Consider the following 16,792-nt stretch of genomic DNA (forward strand, 5'->3'; position numbering starts at 1 on the left):
TTCCCTCGCGAAGCCCATGCTATCTTGTGGTTTTGATTTTTTCAGTGGGCAAAATTGATGACAAAGTTGCGGGTAGGGATCGTGTTTGGCGGGAAATCGGCTGAGCATGAGGTGTCGTTACAGTCGGCCAAAAATATCCTTGAGGCGATCGACAAAACCAGGTTTGACGTGGTGTTGCTGGGCATTGATAAGCAGGGACACTGGCGTCTTAACGATGCTTCAAACTTCTTACTTAACGCTGAAAATCCGGCGCTGATCGCGCTGAATCACGCCGCTGAAGATGTGGCGCTGGTGCCCGGCACGACTCAGCAGCAGATCATCACCCGTCATAACGCCCATCCGCTTTCGCAGATCGACGTTATTTTCCCTATCGTGCACGGTACGCTGGGTGAAGATGGCTCCCTGCAGGGCCTGCTGCGTATGGCCTCGTTACCTTTTGTCGGTTCCGACGTGCTGGGCTCTGCGGTCAGCATGGATAAAGATTTTACCAAACGCCTGCTGCGCGACGCCGGCCTCAACGTCGCGCCGTGGGTGAGCGTCACCCAGGCCCAGCGTGCACAGCTGGACGCCAGCGCAGTCATTGCCCGCTTTGGCCTGCCGCTGTTTATCAAACCCGCCAACCAGGGTTCATCCGTGGGCGTCAGCAAAGTGGATAGCATTGAAGAGTTTGATGCCGCGCTGGCGCTGGCCTTCTCCTTTGACCGCAAGGTGCTGATTGAGCAGGGTATCAAAGGTCGCGAGATCGAGTGTGCGGTGCTGGGCAACGATGCCCCTGAAGCCAGTCCCTGCGGTGAAGTGGTGGTGCATGACGCTTTCTACTCGTATGACACCAAATATATCTCTGAGAGCGGTGCGCAGACGGTGGTCCCGGCAGCCATTTCACCGGAAACCAGCGATGCGATACGTGAGGTCGCCATCAAAGCCTTTACCGCGCTGGAGTGCTTTGGCATGGCGCGCGTCGATGTATTTTTAACTGCCGACGGCGAAATTATCGTCAACGAAGTGAATACCCTGCCGGGCTTCACCAATATCAGCATGTATCCGAAACTGTGGCAGGCGGCCGGACTCAGCTATCAGGACCTGATCAGTCGTCTGATCGACCTGGCGATTGAACGCCACCAGCAGGCCAGTACCCTGAAAAGCAGCGTCAGCTGACAGAACCCGGCGGCGTGGCCTTATGCCACGTCGCTGGTGATGGCACGGTAGTTAACCGGTGAGGTCTGATTGCGGCCATTGCGTTTCGACAGATAGAGATTTTTATCGGCTGCGGAGATCAGCCGGTTGATGACGCGGTGCCACTCCGTCGCCTCACCGGCACTGCCATGCGCCAGCCCCAGACTGACAGTGACCGTGGCCGTACTGCCCTGCAGCCAGAACTTCTCTTTAGCCATCTTCTGCCGGATGCTCTCAGCAAGAAAGTAGAGCTTTTCCGGATTCTGGTCGAACAGCACCACCGCAAACTCTTCGCCGCCAAAACGGCAGATGCGCCCCTCTTTATCCACAACGCGCTGCATACGGCGGGCGATCTCTTCCAGCACGCTGTCACCCGCATCATGACCAAAATTGTCGTTAATCGCTTTAAAGTAGTCGACATCCAGCAGGATCACGCCCGCCCGGCGGTCCGGGAAGATCGGCTCAGTACGCAGACTTTCATAGAGGCCGGAACGCGACAGCAGCCGGGTCAGAAAGTCATAGTTGGCGCGCAACGCCAGACGCTGGTTGAGCTGGCGAATCGCATCCATGCTCACCGCTACAATCAGCGGGCTGATCGCAATGGTCGCCACGCCCAGCCGTGCCGAGGTCAGATGGGTAATCGGCAGCATATTGTCATCGCCCTGGATATTCATCACACCGTGCGAAACCAGAATGATTTCGCTAATGCCGGTGAGCAAAATCACCAGACTGGTGAGCGGCATCGGCAGCACGATGGCGCACCAGACCAGCGCCGGAACCGGGAACGTCAGGCTGCCTGCGCCGCCCATCATCGCGCCAATCATCAGCGAAAAAATCACGGCGACAACCGGTGCCAGCTTGCGCATCTGCATAAACTGCCGGGGCGACAGCGACGCCCAGTCGCGCGTCAGCAAAAAGGGCAGCAGCATCAGCCCGGTTGAGAACTGTTCGCTGAACCATTCGCCCCAGGCCGTCACCAGCCCGCTGTTAAAATCGGCCTGCTGCGCCAGCGCCCCCCAGCTGGCGCAGGCCAGTCCGGCCAGCAGACAGGCCGGAAAAATGCGCAGCACGCTGGTTATACGCTCGCTGCCGGAGTCGTGCTGAAGATGTTTTACCAGCAGCGTCACCGCCACCAGCACAAACAGAAGATTCGCCATGTTGAGGGTAAAAGCAGAGAGCGCCCAGCCTGAAAAAACGATGTCGTTAAACACCATCGCAGCAAAGGTGGCCAGGTAATAGCGGGTCTGATGCAGAAAAGGATTCCGGACGATCACGCCAGTGACGATCGCGTTGACCGGCCAGAACAGCGACAGCTCCTGTGGAAAGCGCAGGTGTCCGCCGATAAAGCAAAACAGCAACGTGATTAAAAACAGTGAAAATGCGTTCTTCTTAACGTTGTGCTCTTCAAACAGCTGTATGCGCATACATCCGGACCTTGTCACAGAGAGGCTGGCTGTCCACGCCAGCCTGGACAGGCGCGTGGTGTCAGAATGATTAAATCCTGAATCTCCTCAATGTCATCCGGCGATAAAACCTCGTTTCATGGGCTAACTCAGAAAAGTTACCGTTTTGAGGCTAAACCCATCAGATGACAGCAAAAACTGGGGCTCTATTATGCATCGCAAATAAAAAAATCGGATATCCGAGATATCCGATTTTTGCTGTTCTGACGACTTTACCGTTGCGCTAAACGCTATTTTACGGCAACCGGCCACTGACTCAGGCGAATGCCGCGTTTGTCGGCATTATCGCCAAAATCTTTCAGCACCGCTTTGACGTCGGGATCGATATATTCCGCATTGTCGTTATCGACGATGACTACGCTGTTCTCCGGGATCTCATCCAGCAATCCCTGCAGCTTTGGATTGTGCATAAAGGTCAGGTTCTGCTGAAAGCGCAGCACGTAGTGGTCGTCATAGCGGGTGAGCTGCAGCGCGTTGCGATGGCTCTTATAGATGCTATAGAGGATCTGCGTGGCGATGCCGATACCAATCCCGACCAGCATGCCCAGCGTGATAATACCGACGATGGTGGCCAGAAACGGCACGTACTGCTGGGCGCCCATCCGGAACTGCTCAATAAACAGTTTGGGTGTCGCCAGCTTGTAGCCGGTATAGAGCAGCACGGCAGCGAGGCTGGCCAGCGGAATGGCGTTCAGCATCTCACTGAACCACATACCGCAAATCAGCAGCAGCACACCGTGAATGAAGATCGACAGTTTGGTCTGCGCGCCCGCACTGACGTTAACCGAACTGCGCACGATCACCGCCGTTATCGGCATCGCGCCAAGAAAACCGGCTGCCAGGTTACCGATGCCCTGCGCGAACATCTCTTTGTTAGGCGATGGCGCGGGCGTCTGAGGACGCAGTTTTTTCAGCGCCTCCTGACTCAGCAGCGTTTCCAGACTGGCGACCAGGGCTAAGGTTACCGCAACAACCCAGACCTGCGGATTCTGCCAGGCCATCCAGTCGGGCGTTTCCAGCTCTGCTACCAGCGCGGAAATGCTGTCAAAAGCGGGCAACGAAATACGCGCCAGACCGCTGGTCATCTCCGGGAACAGCCGTCCACCCAAGACGGTAGCAAGGCAGCCTATCAGCACGGCAATCAGCGGCCCAGGGATCCAGGCCAGCGCTTTGATCCGCTTCACCGGTGCGGTAGTCCAGAGACATAAAATGGCCAGGCCGACACCCGCTACCGCTACCGCAGGCAGCGAGAAGGTCATCTCACCGGTCACCAGTGAAACCAGCTCCGCATCGCCCGCGGCTCCCAGCGCCACCGGGATCTGCTGCATGATCAGCAGCAAACCGATCGCCGCCAGCATCCCTTTGATGACGCTGCCCGGCACCAGCGAAATAAACCGTCCGGCACGCAGCAGGCCAAACAGACATTGCAGTGCTCCGGCGATAATCAGCGCGGTGAGAAAGGCGGAAAAACTGCCCAGAGACGCCATTGAGGCAACGACGATGGTGACCAGGCCTGCCGCCGGGCCGCTGACGGCAAACCGGGACGGACTCAGTGATGTGACCACCAGGCCGCCAATCACACCAGTCAGCAGACCGGCAAACGGCGGTAATCCGCTGGCCTGTGCGATGCCAAGACAGAGCGGTAAGGCGACCAGAAACACCACCAGACCCGCAGGAATGTCGCGACGCAGGGTATCGAGGTTCATAATGAAGGTTCCTCTGCAGATTGATGAATCAGCTCTTTAAGATGGCCGGAGCGCAGGTCATACACACAACCAAACACCTCCAGTTCCTGGCCCGATTGCCAGATTTGCCGGACCGGTTCAGATTTCACCAGTCTGGCGAATTGCGCCTTAACGTTGGCCTCAACCAGCCGATCGAGCTGTTCACCCGGCTCCGCGTCTGAAGGGGGGCTTTCCGCCAGGCCATGCTGAATGTCATGACGCAACGTCTGAATGCGTCTCGCCAGCGCGCTCTCCTGCCCGTCCAGCACGCTGCCCGGCAGATTCTGCGCGGCTTCCACCCCACCGCAGCCATAGTGGCCGCTTAATACAATGCGTTTTACACCGAGAAAGAAGAGCGCGTATTGCAGCACGCTCAGTAAATTGTCATCGTCTTCAATCACCATGTTGGCGATATTACGATGCACAAAGAGTTCGCCAGGATGGGAGCCAGTTAAGACTTCTGCCGGAACGCGACTATCAGAACAACCTATCCAGAGTGAGTGCGGCTTTTGCTGATGAAGGAATTTTTTAAAGTAGTCTGGATTACGCTGGCGGCGCTGTAATGCCCAACTGCGATTTTTCGCTAATAAGGGTTTAAGTGTCGTCACAATCATCTTCTCTCTACTACCGGGATGTCGCATCCTGGCTAACCACAAAGTGTATCGGCTCACAAATAAAGCGTGAGCCGCCAGGTAAATAAGAACTGAGTCACAGAAAAAGGTTATAGCCGCTAACCATTACCAATGCACGAGCAATATTTCACAGCACTTTAACATCATGCTATTTGTCAATCTGGCGTCAGTAAGAGTCAGGGGTGAGTAAATTTAATTAAGCAGCAGAGAAGTGAAATAATTAGCGGAAATCATTTTAAGTTCAATAATTTCAATAGATTAAAATATAAAAGATAATAAACTAAAGTTATTGCTGACAAAAAAATACAATCATTAACCAAGGGGATATTCACTGCCATACCAACCGGCCTGCTTTTTACCAGGAATACTCTTAATTAAAAAATTAACCATTAGCACGATCAACCGGCTTAATTGCTGATAGCCAGTCAGATATGCCTGATTTTAGATAAGAATGAAGCAAGAGATAATTAATTTAATTTGCAGCAAAATAGTGACGGGAGAAAGTAAATCAGGACCATGTTTTAACAGAGCCTGACACGGTCAGGCTCTTTTTCTTGACGAATTATTTACCGTTCCAGCTTTGCAGGCGCGATTCCCGCACAGACAGCTGCTGTTCGGGCGTCAGTTTATTGTAGTTTTCCGCCATTCCGCTCTCCCAGTCGCCGTAGAGCGGATTCGGCAGCACGATGAACTGCGTTCCAAACTGCTGATGGTTAAGATTCACAAAATCACGACGCGTCTGATTACCCTGATGCCAGGTCGCGCCACCAAAATCGTTGAGGTTATCGCCAACGTAGAGCACCACGTTATAGCCGGCATTTTTAATGGCATCGAAACGCGCCTGCTTATTGGAGCTGTCAGTATTCAGACGTACCGTTTTATCGCTGACGTTGGGGAAGCCAAGCTGCTGCATGTTAGCGACCGTGGCCGCGTAATCTTTCTGATCGCGGTTCGACACATAGAACAGCGTGCCGCCATTCTGTGTGACATGACGCGCAAACTCTATCGCGCCCGGCACCGCTTTCGCCTGCCGCGCCTGTGTCCAGGCTGACCAGGTTTTGCTGCTGAACGGCTGGCCGTTCTTCGCCTGCCACGCGCTGTAGGCGCTGTTATCCAGCATCGTCTCATCCAGATCGACAATCACCGCTTTGGGTTTGCCAGTCAGCGAGGGGGCCTGATCAAACGCCATACGCGCGGTATTAAATGCCTGCCAGGTCAGCGCCTGATATTCACCAGACTGCTGGAACCAGTTTACCGCCAGCACCGATTGCTGGCCGAGTTGCTGTTGCGCGGTCTGATGTGTCGACGAGGCGCAGCCGGTAAGCAGCAGCGCGACCAGTCCGGATGCAGCCAGTTTTGCGGAGGTTTTCATCATTTCATCCTTAAGGTGAGAAAGGTCTGAGGAGAAGCTTCAAAAATGTAGCAGTTAACGTAAGCTGTGGGCAGCCCAACGCACGCTGTTATAACAGGAGATTCCTATGGCCGTGATCCCGCGCTCGCCATTGCTCGATTCGCTGGAGTGGCTCGAATATGCGTTTCAGCCAGCCGGTGAGCCCCCACCCGCTGATGCAGCCTATGGACATCAGCGCCACAGCGCGACCGTGGTCACCGATATCGAGAACATCCCACCCAAAAGCTGCGAGTCTGACGGCGTGATTAGCAGCGGGACGCGCCCGGTGGCGGTCTACACCGCCGACTGCCTGCCAGTGCTGTTCGCCGATCGCCAGCAGCGGATCGTGGCCGCGGTTCATGCCGGACTCAAAGGTACGCTGGCGGGTGTGCTGACCCGCGCGGTTGAAAAACTGTGCGAGCAGCGCTGTGAGCCGCAGAACCTGATGGTGGCGATCGGTCCGGCGATGGGCCCCTGCTGTTATGAACTGGCAGAACCGCAGCTGGCGGAGATTGCGCAGAACCCGGCATTGGCCAGCGGGCTGCGCTGGCACCAGAACCAGCCGGTTAATCCTCTGGCGCAACGTCCACAGGCCGCTGCCCGCCAGCAGGGTGTCTGGTTCGATCTGCCTGCGCTGGCAACGCAGTTGCTGATAAACGCGGGTGTGCCAGCTGCGCAGATCGATAACGTCAATGTCTGCACCTACTGCATGGCCGAAAGCGGTTCAAGCTACCGCTTCAATACCCACCACGGCAGCGGCTATCACTCCCGCTATTCGTGGATCCGTCGACGTTAATGGGTTTTCTGGCACCGCGCTGACAGCATGTAGCGGAACCTGAACAGCGACGGGCGCTGACGCCTGTCGCAAAGCTACGCGGGCCACGGATGGCGGTCTTAACTTCTTTGCGCAAGGCACGGGCTAGCTCCGCCCACTCTTTGTTACTCACCTCACTCCCCTGCCGTTGTTTATGATTTCACTCACACCCTGACATTCTTTCACTTTTTTTTAACGCAGAAGTGGCTAGAGTGAACTCATCCGACCACTTTACCGTGAGTGACTATCATGTCCGTCAATCCTGACTATCCTGCGCTGTTTACGCCGCTGGACCTTGGCTTTACCCGACTGAAAAACCGCTTTCTGATGGGGTCAATGCACACCGGACTGGAAGAGCACCCGGATGGTGCAGCCCGGCTGGCGGCTTTCTATGGCGAGCGGGCGCGTGAAGGTGTCGCGCTGATCGTCACCGGCGGCATCGCCCCCAATGCCCAGGGTGTCACCACCGCGCATGGCGCGATGCTCACCGACGAGACGCAATGTGACTGGCACCGGCAGATCACGGAGGCAGTACATCAGCATCAGGGCAAAATCGCCCTGCAGATCCTGCATACCGGTCGTTACAGCTATCAGCCCGATCTGGTTGCGCCCTCAGCACGCCAGGCGCCGATTAATCCGTTTACGCCACAGGCGATGAGCGAGGCGGCGATTGAACAGACCATTGAGGACTTTGCCCGCTGCGCCCGACTGGCACAGCAGGCGGGCTACGATGGCGTGGAGATCATGGGTTCCGAAGGCTACCTGATTAATCAGTTTCTGGTGAAGCACACCAATCAGCGCACCGACCGCTGGGGCGGCGACTTCCGGCAGCGGATGCAGTTCGCGCTGGCGATTACCCGCGCCGTTCGCGCCGCGACCGGTGACGCCTTTATCATCATCTTCCGGTTGTCGATGCTCGACCTGATCGAAGAGGGCAGCACGCTGGAGGAGACGCTGTTGCTGGCGGGCGAACTGGAGCAGTGCGGCGTCACGCTGTTTAATACCGGTATTGGCTGGCATGAGGCGCGCATCCCGACCATCGCCACCTGCGTGCCGCGTGCGGCCTTTGCGTGGGTGACGCAGCGCCTGCGTGAACAGGTGAAGGTGCCGGTCATCGCTACCAATCGCATCAACCATCCCGCTGTTGCCGAGCAGCTGTTGCAGTCCGGCTGCGCCGATATGGTGTCGATGGCGCGCCCTTTTCTCGCCGATCCCGCCTTTGTCACTAAAGCACAGCGCGGTGAACCGGACAGCATCAACACCTGCATTGCCTGTAATCAGGCCTGCCTCGATCAGGTGTTCGCCGGTAAAATCACCTCCTGCCTGGTCAATCCGCGCGCCTGCCATGAGTCGCTGATGCCGGTCATCGCCAGCACCGCCCCGCGCAGGCTGGCCGTAGTGGGTGCCGGTCCGGCCGGAATGGCGTTTGCGCTGCAGGCGGCCCAGCGCGGTCATCAGGTAACACTCTATGAGGCCGCGCCGGAGATAGGCGGCCAGTTCAATATTGCCCGGCTGATCCCTGGCAAATCGGAGTTCAGCGAAACGCTGCGCTATTTCCGGCATGAGCTGGCAGCCGCAGGCGTGACGGTTCAGACGGGCTGGCGGGTGACGGCGGATCAGCTGAGTGACGCCGATGAAGTGGTGCTGGCGACCGGCATTCAGCCGCGTACGCCCGATATTCCGGGCATCGACCACCCCAGCGTGCTGAGCTATCTGGAGGTGCTGCGCGATAAGCGCCCGGTGGGGAAACGGGTGGCGATTATCGGCGCAGGCGGTATTGGCTTTGATGTGGCGGAGTATCTGTCACAGCCATCCCATGACGAAGATCTGGCGGCGTTTTATGCCGAATGGGGCATCGACCACAGCCTGACGCAGCGTGGCGGCGTGATGAAACCCGAGCCGCCTGCTGCGTTACGGCAAATCTGGCTGCTGCAACGCCGATCGGGAAAACCGGGTGCCGGGCTGGCAAAAACCACCGGCTGGATCCATCGCGCCAGTCTGCAGGCGCAGGGCGTTGAGATGTGGGGCGGCGTTGAGTATCTGGCGATTGATGACAGCGGCCTGCATCTGCGGCGCAACGGCGAAACGCTATTGCTGGAGGTCGAGAATGTGATTATCTGTGCCGGACAGGAGCCGCAGCGCGAACTGGAAGCCGCGCTGCGTGCAAAAGGACAGAGGGTGACAGTCATCGGCGGTGCAGATGTGGCGCAGGAGCTGGATGCGCGCCGTGCGATTGCGCAGGCGACGCAGCTGGCATTAACCGTCTGACTAGCGCATTTTCACCGCGCGTAGCACCACAAACTTCTGGTTAGAGGCGATCAGCGTACAGTTACCAAACAGCTTCTTCAGCTTGTGGTGATAATCGAGGTGGCGGTTGCCGACAATACGCAACTCGCCGCCATACTGAAGGCAGCGTTTGGCATCGCGGAACATCTGCCATGCCAGGTGATCGGTCACCGCGTGCTGCTGATGGAACGGCGGGTTGCACAGCACCGCTTGCAGCCGATCTGACGGATAGCCGCTCAGCACGTTGTTCACCAGGAACTGACTGCGTGACAGATCCTCAGGACGGTTCACTTCCACGTTAAGCTTGCTGGAAGCGACCGCCATGTAAGACTCATCAAGGAAATGCACCTCGGCCTGCGGGTTCTGCTCCAGCGCCACCAGTCCCACCACGCCGTTACCACAGCCGAGATCGACAATCTCGCCCTCAATGTTTTCCGGCAGATGCTGCACAAAGAGCCGTGCGCCGATATCCAGCGAAGCGCGCGAGAAGACGTTGGCGTAGTTGTGAATCTGATAAGGGGTACCATCCAGCGGCCAGACCAGCGTCGGCGTGGCCTCACGCAGTTCAGGCTTGCTGAACTGGCTGTAGATCAGACGCGCTTTTTTCCACGCCAGTGAGGTTTTGGTTTCACCAATGATCTGTTCGAACAGCTGCAGCGTAGAGTTATGGATCTCTTTGGCGCGCGCCGCCGCCAGAATCACCGTATCAGGCGTGACGACTTCGCGAATGGCGCGCAGCTGGTGCTCCAGCAGCGCCAGGGTTTTAGGCACCTTGATCAGCACAGCCGCAGGTGAAGCAGGCAGTTCAGCCAGGCTATCAACAAAGTGAACGTCGCTGTCATCCAGCCCATTAAAGGTCAGGTTCTGACGGGCGGCCTGCTGGCTCAGCCAGGAGTCGCTGATGTGCCAGACGGTACGCGAATTCAGGGCGCAGGTTAAGGCCCCGAAACTGTCGTTGAAGACCAGCACCGGCCCCTCTGGCAGCGCCTGCTGTAACAGATATTCATCAGCCGCATCCCAGGCTTGTAATGGACTTTCGTCACGCATCTGCGGGAAGCGATGCAGGATCAGTGTGCGATCGTTCAGTTCAAGTTGGCTCATGAATTCTCCGGCGTGGTACACTTTGGTTGATTTTCGCCCCAAAATCGGGGGCGCAGTATACTGTCTTTCGCCTGGAATCCCTAATGTCCTCACTGATCTACCTTCAGGGTTATCCTGCCCCCCTTCTTGAGCAGGTTCAGTCGTTGATCGCCCATCAGCGCTTAGGTGCGTTCCTGCAGGAACGTTATCCCGACACCCACGACGTGATGAGTGATAAAGCGCTGTATGACTACACGCAGGCGTTGAAAAATCGCTATATGCGCAATGCGCCGCCGATCAGCAAAGTGATGTGGGATAACAAGATTAAGGTGATGAAGCATGCACTCGGGCTGCACACTGCCATCTCGCGGATTCAGGGCGGTAAGCTTAAGGCGAAAGCGGAAATCCGTATCTCGACCTTTTTCCGCCTCGCGCCAGAGCCGTTTCTGCGGATGATCGTGGTGCATGAGCTGGCACACCTTAAAGAGAAAGATCACGATAAGGCGTTCTACCAGCTCTGCTGCCATATGGAGCCGGATTATCACCAGCTCGAATTTGATGCGCGACTGTGGATGACGGACCAGGCGATGCGCGGCAACGCGGCTTAAAGAAACTCCTGCGCTTTCTGAATCAGGCTGGTTTTGGTCAGCGCGCCCAGAAAGCGCCGTTCCTGCGGATTGTTGAGCACCGGCAACCGCTCCAGCGTCACCGCCGCAAAGGCTTCCCATCCCTCACGCATACTCTGATTCTGATACACCACCGGGAAATCCTGATCCATCACGCACTGCACCGGTGAGTCGAGGGTGATCTCCTGGGCCAGCACCCGGCGCGAAATTTCATGAATCGAGACCACGCCGAGGAAAGCGCCCGCGGCGTTGATCACATAAACATAGCGTTCACGCTTCAGGGAGCTTACCGCCAGCGCCTGCCCCACCGACTCCTCCGGCTGCAACGCCGCACCCGCAATAATCAGCTCGGCAATGCGCATGTTATCGAAATCATATTTCGCTTCTGAACGGCTGAAGTGATGACTCACAACCGGATAAGTACTGGCGGATTGCAGGCGATAGACCACCATCGACGCCAGCACCGTGGCGATCATCAGCGGAAACAGCAGGCTGCTGTTGAGCGTCATCTCCAGCACCATCAGCATCGCCATCAACGGCGCCTGACTGACCGCCGCCAGCACCGCCGCCATACCAATCGCGGCATAGAGCAGCACATTGCCGAGCGGCAGATGCAACGCCGCCCCCATCGTCGCGATGATCACCCCCAGCAGCGCGCCAATCAGCAGCGAAGGGGTAAAGAGTCCGCCGACGGCGTTCGACCCTACCGACAGGCTGGTAGCGAGGGTTTTCAGCACCAGCAACAGCAGCAGACCCGGCAGCAGGTAGTGCCCTGCCATCACTTTGACGATCACCTCGTAGCCGTTGCCGAGGATATCAGTGGAGATCAGCGCCAGTAAGCCGACCGCAAAGCCGCCCGCTCCGAGGCGCAGCGGCAGGGAGGCGACCCGGCTGAACAGCACTTTGCTGCGGGCGATGCATTTAATCACGATCCAGCCCGCCAGACCGGCGCACAGACCAATCACCACCGTCATCAGCAGGCTGCTGAGATCCATAGCGAAGTTCGCGTCTGCCAGCGGATAGAGCGCGCTGCGAAAACCTAGCGTCCACATGGTCATCACCGCCGTGGCGGCAGCGATGATCAGGGGAATCAGCCGCTGCAACGCAGAAATGCCGAAGGCGATTTCCGCCACAAAAATCGCCGACGCCAGTGGCGCATGGTAAACCGACGCGAGGCCCGCCGCCGCGGCCATCGCCACCACGTCACTGTTTTTCAGGTTAAGTGAGGCCGGTAACAGGCGACCAATCGCACTGCCGCACAGTGCCGAGAGCTGCACCATCGGCCCCTCTTTACCTATCGAGGCGCCGCTGCCGATACTGGCAATCGACGATAAGGCGCGGAACAGTGAGGTCCGGGTCGGCACCGCATCCAGCCGGGCGTTGATCACTTCAAGGTAATCCGTTTTCACCGTCTGCTGCTGCTCGATGGCAACGGCATAACGCAGAAAATAGCCCGCCAGTACGCCGCCCGCCCCCACCAGCAGCGGCCAGAAGATCCACGGCCAGAGATGCAGGGATTCGGTTATTTCGCCACTGCGGGCAAACAGCAGATGGTTGATCAGTTCAATCACGCCGCGGAAAGCCAGCGTCACCAGCGACGCCGCACACCCGACCGGAATGGCGATCAGAAGTGTGGTCCAGTTTAATGCGTGCTTACTTGCTTTCACCTGCGCTCCCTGGTTGGTACATAAACATCATCGCTTCCGCATATTATTGGAATGCGGATCGCAGGATCAATCCCTGCCCGCCCAGCACCATTGCACAGCGTGGGTGAGATGTTACTCTGCCGCTTTACAGCTGCCGGAGAGATGACGTGATTCGTTTTGCCATTGTGGGAACAAACTGGATTACACGCCAGTTTATTGATGCCGCTCATGAAACCGGAGCGATGAAGCTCTGTGCGGTCTATTCACGCAGTCAGCAGCAGGCTGAGGCCTTTATCGCCGATTATCCCTGCAAACAGACCTTTACCTCACTGGAAGCGCTGGCCGCCAGCCCGGAGATCGATGCAGTCTATCTTGCCAGCCCCAACGCCCTGCACTGCCAGCAGGCGCTGCTGTTTATGTCGCACGGCAAGCATGTGATTTGCGAAAAACCGCTGGCCTCTAATCTGGCAGAAGTGGAACAGATGATCGCCTGCGCCCGTGAGCATCAGGTGGTGCTGTTTGAGGCGTTTAAAACTGCCAGCCTGCCTAATTTCCTGCGGCTGCAGCAGGCACTGCCTGACGTGGGGAAACTGCGAAAAGCGCTGCTGAATTACTGCCAGTACTCCTCACGCTACCCACGCTATCTCAACGGTGAGAACCCCAATACCTTTGATCCGCGCTGGTCGAATGGCTCAATTATGGATATCGGTTATTACTGTCTGGCCTCGGCGGTGACGCTGTGGGGCGAGCCAGATCGTGTGCAGGCCAGCGCGACTTTGCTTGCAAGCGGCGTGGACGCGCACGGCGTGGTGGTGCTGAGTTACGCTGATTTCGATGTGACGATCCTGCATTCGAAGGTGAGTGATTCCAGCCTGCCCAGCGAGATTCAGGGTGAAGCGGGCGCGCTGGTGATAGAGAAGTTATCGGAGTGCCAGCAGCTGACTTTTGTGCCGCGGGGCGCGGAAAAGCAGACGCTGAGCCAGCCGCAGCATATCAACACCATGCTGTATGAGGCCGCCGCTTTTGCCCGGCTGGTTGAGCAGCGTCAGGTGGACCACCCTTCGCTTGAGGTTTCGCGGATTACTGCGTCGCTGCTGACTGAGATACGCCGCCAGACCGGCGTAATCTTCCCGGCCGACCAGGCTGCTGTGTAAATATTTCTAAATATGTCTGAGAGGTGTTGCTTCCTGTGCGGCTAAACCGTAACTTACCCTCCTGCAAAGGGGAGTAACTTGTAAGCTGATTGATCGTCATTACGATGCGAAAGCATCCGGTCATCAGGCAACCCGGAATCAATTTCTGTGTTGTAAGTGAGACCTTGCCGGAAGGCGAGGTTTGCTTACACAAAAATAAGCGGCTGACGTCTTCTGACTTCAGCCGTTTTTTTTTATTTTTCGGACAGGATACGAATATGCAAACTGTGGGTACGCCTTTACTGTGGGGCAGCTTTGCGGTTGTGGTGCTTATCATGCTGGCTATCGACCTGCTGTTGCAGGGACGCCGTGGCGCGCAGACCATGTCTTTCAAACAGGCGGCCGTCTGGTCGCTGATCTGGGTTTCAGTCTCACTGCTGTTCAGCGCCGCCTTCTGGTGGTATCTGGAGGGCAGCGCGGGACGTGAAGTCGCTAACACGCAGACGCTCGCCTTCCTGACCGGTTACGTGCTGGAAAAAGCGCTGGCGGTGGATAACGTCTTCGTCTGGCTGATGCTGTTCAGTTACTTCTCTATTCCGGCCAATCTGCAGCGCCGGGTGCTGATCTATGGGGTATTAGGCGCTATCGTGCTGCGTACCATCATGATCTTCGCCGGTAGCTGGCTGGTCACGCAGTTCAGCTGGATCCTCTATGTGTTCGGTGCCTTCCTGCTGTTCACCGGTGTGAAAATGGCGCTGGCGAAAGAGGATGACAGCGCGGTGGGCGAAAAACCTGTGGTGCGCTGGCTGCGTAAGCATCTGCGCATGACTGATGATCTCGACGGCGAGAAGTTCTTCACCCGCAAAAACGGCGTGCTGTTTGCGACGCCACTGCTGCTGGTGCTGATCATGGTAGAAATCAGCGACGTGATCTTTGCGGTAGACAGTATCCCGGCGATCTTCGCCGTGACCACTGACCCGTTTATCGTACTGACCTCAAACCTGTTCGCTATCCTGGGTTTGCGTGCCATGTACTTCCTGCTGGCAAACGTGGCGGAACGGTTCTCGATGCTGAAATATGGCCTGGCGATTGTGCTGGTGTTCATCGGCTTTAAGATGCTGATTGTCGACCTCTACCATATCCCGGTCGGTATCTCGCTGGGTGTGGTCGGTGCCATTCTGGCATCAACCCTGCTGATTAATGCCTGGGTTAACCGCAAAAGAGACCAGAAAAAGCTCGCACCATAATTACCTGCAGGGGCAGCCGATGCCCCTGTTTTATTTTGTGGCAGCCTGTCACGCCATTTCATCCCTCTGTCACACTTCCACTATCCAGCATAATAAAAATCTGACCTGCTCCACAGTGACAGAACTTTCTCTTTTCTCGTCCGATCTTTTCCTTATACTCCGCCGGGCAAACCGTTTTAGCCGATGCAAAACATCGCGTCTGAAACTACATCCGCGACAAAATATAGAAAATATTATGCAGAAAACTCTCTCCGCACGTCTGGGCACGCTGCTCGCCGGAAGCCTGGTGAAGCAAATCATGATTGGGCTGATCGCCGGTGTGGCGCTCGCCTGGATTTCACACGATGCCGCTATCGCGGTCGGTCTGCTGGGTGAACTGTTTGTCAGTGCGCTGAAAGCAGTCGCGCCATTGCTGGTACTGATGCTGGTGATCGCCTCGATTGCCAACCACCAGCAGGGCCAGAAGAGCAATATCCGGCCGATTATTATGCTTTATCTGCTGAGCACCTTTTTCGCGGCGGTGGTCGCGGTGGTCTTCAGCCATCTGATCCCGCAGACGCTGACGCTGGCGGTGGGCACCACGGAAATCGTTCCGCCTTCCGGCATTACCGAAGTGCTACGTGGACTGCTGATGAGCATGGTGTCGAATCCAATCACGGCCCTGATGAACGCCAACTACATCGGCATTCTGGTGTGGGCAATTGGTCTCGGGCTGGCGTTCCGTCACAGCAGTGACACTACCCGCGCCTTTCTCAATGATGCCTCTCATGCGGTGACGTGGCTGGTACGCTGCGTGATTCGCTGCGCGCCGATTGGTATTTTCGGTCTGGTGGCCTCGATCCTCGCGTCTACCGGCTTTGGCGCGCTGTGGCAATATGCCCATCTGCTGACGTTACTGATCGGCTGTATGCTGCTGATGGCGCTGGTGGTGAACCCGCTGCTGGTGTTCTATAAAATCCGTCGCAACCCCTATCCACTGGTCTTCACCTGCCTGCGCGAAAGCGGCGTGACCGCCTTCTTTACCCGCAGTTCTGCCGCCAACATTCCGGTAAATATGGCGCTGGCGAAACGTCTGGATCTGGATGAGGATACCTATTCGGTGTCGATTCCGCTGGGTGCAACTATCAGTATGGCGGGGGCATCGATTACCATTACCGTGCTGACGCTGGCGGCGGTGCATACGCTGGGGATCAGCATTGATGTGCCGACGGCGATTCTGCTGAGTCTGGTGGCATCACTCTGTGCCTGTGGTGCATCTGGCGTGGCGGGCGGTTCGCTGCTGCTGATCCCGGTGGCCTGTAACATGTTCGGCATTCCGAATGATCTGGCAATGCAGGTGGTGGCGGTCGGCTTTATTATCGGCGTCCTGCAGGATTCGGCGGAAACCGCGCTGAACTCTTCAACCGATATTCTGTTTACCGCCGCCGTCTGTCAGGCAGAAGCGGAGCGCGAAACCAGCCGGGCTTAACCTTTCAGATAGCTCAAAAGCTCAAAGAGTGGGTGGCAGAGTCCGAAAAGCAAAGCGTCCCGCGCCAGGGAAGGCGCGGGCCGAGCGAGCAGGGATGCTTTAAGCGACTT

General features: G+C 57.0%; 13 protein-coding genes. 7 read left to right on the plus strand and 6 right to left on the minus strand.

Annotated features, from left to right (window positions below):
* The first annotated feature begins 57 nt into the window (after nt 1-57).
* Nucleotides 58-1,155 (plus strand): D-alanine--D-alanine ligase, encoded by a 1,098-nt coding sequence (ddlA, locus tag ACO6VX_RS12555; protein WP_010699767.1) that lies wholly within the window; start codon nt 58-60, stop codon nt 1,153-1,155.
* 20 nt (nt 1,156-1,175) lie between these two features.
* Here ddlA and ACO6VX_RS12560 read toward each other — a convergent pair whose 3' ends face one another.
* The 4 genes from ACO6VX_RS12560 to ACO6VX_RS12575 all read right to left on the minus strand — a co-directional run bounded on the left by ACO6VX_RS12560 (nt 1,176) and on the right by ACO6VX_RS12575 (nt 6,364).
* Entirely contained in the window at nt 1,176-2,597 is a 1,422-nt protein-coding gene (locus tag ACO6VX_RS12560) for a diguanylate cyclase (RefSeq protein WP_422458159.1), read from the minus strand.
* A gap of 269 nt (nt 2,598-2,866) precedes the next feature.
* Complete coding sequence (locus ACO6VX_RS12565) at nt 2,867-4,342, minus strand: SulP family inorganic anion transporter (RefSeq protein WP_052271971.1); 1,476 nt, start codon at nt 4,340-4,342, stop codon at nt 2,867-2,869.
* Nucleotides 4,339-4,974: a carbonic anhydrase gene (locus ACO6VX_RS12570; protein ID WP_029519418.1), complete on the minus strand. Its 636-nt coding sequence runs from the start codon at nt 4,972-4,974 to the stop codon at nt 4,339-4,341. The genes ACO6VX_RS12565 and ACO6VX_RS12570 overlap by 4 nt, the downstream gene beginning before the upstream one ends.
* A 580-nt stretch (nt 4,975-5,554) precedes the next feature.
* Nucleotides 5,555-6,364, minus strand: coding sequence for a 5'-nucleotidase, lipoprotein e(P4) family (locus ACO6VX_RS12575; RefSeq protein ID WP_010699771.1), 810 nt, complete (start codon nt 6,362-6,364; stop codon nt 5,555-5,557).
* Nucleotides 6,365-6,470: 106 nt separating this feature from the next.
* Between ACO6VX_RS12575 and ACO6VX_RS12580 the strand changes: the two genes are divergently transcribed.
* Nucleotides 6,471-7,178, plus strand: coding sequence for a polyphenol oxidase family protein (locus ACO6VX_RS12580; RefSeq protein ID WP_158131372.1), 708 nt, complete (start codon nt 6,471-6,473; stop codon nt 7,176-7,178).
* A 267-nt stretch (nt 7,179-7,445) separates the two neighbouring features.
* Nucleotides 7,446-9,464 carry an FAD-dependent oxidoreductase gene (locus tag ACO6VX_RS12585; RefSeq protein ID WP_422458160.1) on the plus strand — a complete coding sequence of 673 codons (2,019 nt, stop codon included), beginning with the start codon at nt 7,446-7,448 and terminating at the stop codon, nt 9,462-9,464.
* Here ACO6VX_RS12585 and rlmG read toward each other — a convergent pair whose 3' ends face one another.
* Entirely contained in the window at nt 9,465-10,583 is a 1,119-nt protein-coding gene (rlmG, locus tag ACO6VX_RS12590) for a 23S rRNA (guanine(1835)-N(2))-methyltransferase RlmG (protein WP_422458161.1), read from the minus strand.
* Between the two features lie 83 nt (nt 10,584-10,666).
* Between rlmG and ACO6VX_RS12595 the strand changes: the two genes are divergently transcribed.
* Nucleotides 10,667-11,170 (plus strand): M48 family metallopeptidase, encoded by a 504-nt coding sequence (locus ACO6VX_RS12595; protein ID WP_010256568.1) that lies wholly within the window; start codon nt 10,667-10,669, stop codon nt 11,168-11,170.
* Here the strand turns inward: ACO6VX_RS12595 and ACO6VX_RS12600 are convergent.
* Complete coding sequence (locus tag ACO6VX_RS12600) at nt 11,167-12,855, minus strand: chloride channel protein (RefSeq protein WP_122889570.1); 1,689 nt, start codon at nt 12,853-12,855, stop codon at nt 11,167-11,169. The genes ACO6VX_RS12595 and ACO6VX_RS12600 overlap by 4 nt on opposite strands.
* 146 nt (nt 12,856-13,001) lie before the next feature.
* Between ACO6VX_RS12600 and ACO6VX_RS12605 the strand changes: the two genes are divergently transcribed.
* The 3 genes from ACO6VX_RS12605 to sstT all read left to right on the plus strand — a co-directional run bounded on the left by ACO6VX_RS12605 (nt 13,002) and on the right by sstT (nt 16,682).
* Nucleotides 13,002-13,988 carry a Gfo/Idh/MocA family protein gene (locus ACO6VX_RS12605; RefSeq protein ID WP_182500818.1) on the plus strand — a complete coding sequence of 329 codons (987 nt, stop codon included), beginning with the start codon at nt 13,002-13,004 and terminating at the stop codon, nt 13,986-13,988.
* 257 nt (nt 13,989-14,245) lie between these two features.
* Nucleotides 14,246-15,214 (plus strand): TerC family protein, encoded by a 969-nt coding sequence (locus ACO6VX_RS12610; protein ID WP_010699777.1) that lies wholly within the window; start codon nt 14,246-14,248, stop codon nt 15,212-15,214.
* 235 nt (nt 15,215-15,449) lie between these two features.
* The gene (gene sstT, locus ACO6VX_RS12615; protein ID WP_346445915.1) at nt 15,450-16,682 is read left to right on the plus strand and encodes a serine/threonine transporter SstT; all 1,233 of its coding nucleotides are present in this window, start codon (nt 15,450-15,452) and stop codon (nt 16,680-16,682) included.
* The last annotated feature ends 110 nt before the right edge of the window (nt 16,683-16,792 follow it).

It is taken from the genome of Pantoea sp. BJFS-204 (genome assembly GCF_049310725.1).
Lineage (GTDB): Bacteria > Pseudomonadota > Gammaproteobacteria > Enterobacterales > Enterobacteriaceae > Pantoea > Pantoea agglomerans.

What these genes read in the sequence shown, in the direction of transcription:
- ACO6VX_RS12560 (WP_422458159.1), bottom strand. Translation starts at nt 2,597, where the DNA reads ATGCGCATACAGCTGTTTGAAGAGCACAACGTTAAGAAGAACGCATTT.
- ACO6VX_RS12570 (WP_029519418.1), bottom strand. Translation starts at nt 4,974, where the DNA reads ATGATTGTGACGACACTTAAACCCTTATTAGCGAAAAATCGCAGTTGG.
- ACO6VX_RS12595 (WP_010256568.1), top strand. Translation starts at nt 10,667, where the DNA reads ATGTCCTCACTGATCTACCTTCAGGGTTATCCTGCCCCCCTTCTTGAG.
- sstT (WP_346445915.1), top strand. Translation starts at nt 15,450, where the DNA reads ATGCAGAAAACTCTCTCCGCACGTCTGGGCACGCTGCTCGCCGGAAGC.
- rlmG (WP_422458161.1), bottom strand. Translation starts at nt 10,583, where the DNA reads ATGAGCCAACTTGAACTGAACGATCGCACACTGATCCTGCATCGCTTC.
- ACO6VX_RS12565 (WP_052271971.1), bottom strand. Translation starts at nt 4,342, where the DNA reads ATGAACCTCGATACCCTGCGTCGCGACATTCCTGCGGGTCTGGTGGTG.
- ACO6VX_RS12610 (WP_010699777.1), top strand. Translation starts at nt 14,246, where the DNA reads ATGCAAACTGTGGGTACGCCTTTACTGTGGGGCAGCTTTGCGGTTGTG.
- ACO6VX_RS12575 (WP_010699771.1), bottom strand. Translation starts at nt 6,364, where the DNA reads ATGAAAACCTCCGCAAAACTGGCTGCATCCGGACTGGTCGCGCTGCTG.
- ddlA (WP_010699767.1), top strand. Translation starts at nt 58, where the DNA reads ATGACAAAGTTGCGGGTAGGGATCGTGTTTGGCGGGAAATCGGCTGAG.
- ACO6VX_RS12585 (WP_422458160.1), top strand. Translation starts at nt 7,446, where the DNA reads ATGTCCGTCAATCCTGACTATCCTGCGCTGTTTACGCCGCTGGACCTT.
- ACO6VX_RS12580 (WP_158131372.1), top strand. Translation starts at nt 6,471, where the DNA reads ATGGCCGTGATCCCGCGCTCGCCATTGCTCGATTCGCTGGAGTGGCTC.